Source organism: Streptomyces sp. NPDC001770 (genome assembly GCF_053596135.1).
The window spans coordinates 1-2,030 of sequence record NZ_JBSFFN010000104.1; the positions used below are offsets into that span (position 1 = coordinate 1).

Annotated in this window: 2 protein-coding genes; both read left to right on the plus strand. The window is 68.0% G+C overall.

The window, feature by feature from the left end; genetic code table 11:
• Positions 1–456, plus strand: a 456-nt coding sequence (locus ACWCSV_RS34530; RefSeq protein ID WP_451149217.1) for a phosphopantetheine-binding protein, incomplete at its 5' end; no start/stop codon positions are given.
• A 45-nt stretch (positions 457–501) separates the two neighbouring features.
• On the plus strand, positions 502–2,030 hold a 1,529-nt coding region (locus tag ACWCSV_RS34535; RefSeq protein ID WP_451149219.1), incomplete at its 3' end, for a type I polyketide synthase.

Consider the following 2,030-nt stretch of genomic DNA (forward strand, 5'->3'; position numbering starts at 1 on the left):
GAGTCGGCTGAGGATGTGCTGCCGCAGCGGGCGTTCAAGGATCTGGGTTTTGATTCGGTTGGTGCGGTGGAGTTGCGGAACCGGCTCTCGAAGGAAGTCGGTGTCAGGTTGGCTTCCACGATGGTCTTCGACCATCCCAACGCCACCGCCCTCGCGGAGTACGTACGAGGCGAACTCGTCGGCACCGACGGATCGGACGACAGGGACCCGGTGCTGGAGGCGCTGGAGCGGCTGGCCGCAGAACTGGAATCCGTCGACGGGGGCGCCGAAGAGCGCCAGGACATCACCGAGCACATGCAGACCATGCTCTCCCGCTGGCTGCGGCGCAGCACGTCCGGTGCCGTCGTGGAGACCGGCCAGGCCGCCGTCACCCGGCAGACCGTGGCCGGACAGCTCAACGAGGCCTCGGCCGACGAAATTCTGGACTTCATCAACAAGGAACTGGGGGCGTCGTGATGATCTCCGGTGCTCAGATCAAGACGACGTCGAGGAGGACCCACCATGGCCGATGAAAAGCAGCTGCTCGACGCTTTGAGGAAGCTGGCCGCCGAGCACTTCGAAGCCCGCGAGCGGGTCAAGGAACTGGAATCCGGCGCCCGAGAACCGATCGCGATTGTCGGTATGGGGTGCCGGTACCCGGGAGGGGCCACGGGGCCCGAGGAGTTGTGGGACCTGGTGGCCGGCGGGGTCGACGCGGTGGGCGGGTTCCCGGTCGACCGAGGCTGGGAGGCGTTCGACCATCAGCCCGGGTATCGCCGGCAGGGCGGATTCGTCTACGACATGGCCGAGTTCGATGCGGGGTTCTTCGGGATCAGTCCGCGTGAGGCGTTGGCGATGGATCCGCAGCAGCGGTTGTTGCTGGAGACCTCGTGGGAGGCGATCGAGCACGGGGGGATCGACCCCAAGTCCCTGCACGGATCCGCGACCGGCGTCTTCATCGGCGCAAGCCACGCGGGCTATGAAGCCGGATTGCCCGTCGAGGACGAGAGCCTGGACGGCTACCGGCTGATCGGCACGGTGTCGGCGGTCGCCTCGGGTCGGATCTCGTACTGCTTGGGGTTGACCGGTCCTGCGGTGACGGTGGACACGGCGTGTTCGTCGTCGTTGGTGGCGATGCACCAGGCGATCCTGGCGCTGCGGGCCGGTGAGTGCTCGATGGCGCTGGCCGGTGGTGTGGCGGTGATGGTGTCGCCGGGTGCGTTCATGGAGTTCGGTCGTCAGGGCGGTATGGCGTCGAGCGGCCGGTGCAAGGCGTTCTCGGAGGAGGCCGACGGGATCGGCTGGGGCGAGGGCGCGGGTGTGGTGCTGTTGGAGCGTCTGTCGGACGCGCGGCGTCACGGGCATCAGGTGCTGGCGGTGATCCGTGGGAGTGCGGCGAACCAGGATGGTGCGTCGAACGGTCTGGCGGCGCCGAACGGTCCTTCGCAACGTCGGGTGATCCGCGCGGCCCTTGCCAACGCGCAGTTGTCGGCTGCGGATGTCGACGCGGTGGAGGCACACGGTACGGGTACGACGCTGGGCGACCCGATCGAGGCCGGAGCGCTGCTGGCCACCTACGGGCAGGCCGAGGACCGAGCTCCTGAACGGCCGTTGTGGCTTGGGTCGCTGAAGTCCAACATCGGTCACTCGCAATGTGCTGCGGGTGTGGCGGGTGTGATCAAGATGGTGATGGCGTTGCGGCACGGTGTGTTGCCGAAGACGCTGTTCGCTGAGGAGCCGTCCTCGCACGTGGACTGGGAATCCGGCAACGTGCGGCTGTTGCAGGAGGCGGTGGAGTGGCCGGCGGGTGAGCGTCCGCGTCGGGCGGGTGTCTCGGCCTTCGGCGTGAGCGGTACGAACGTCCACCTGATCGTCGAGGAAGCTCCGGCAGCCGTAGAAGCGGCGGCCGAGCTGGCAGGCTCGGCCAACCCGGTTCTCGCCGGGGCAGGCACGGTCTGGCCGGTGTCGGGTCGGAGTGCTGCGGCGTTGGCGGGTCAGGCGGGTCGGCTGCGTGAGTTCGTGGTGTCGCGGCCGGAGTTGTCGGTTGGTGA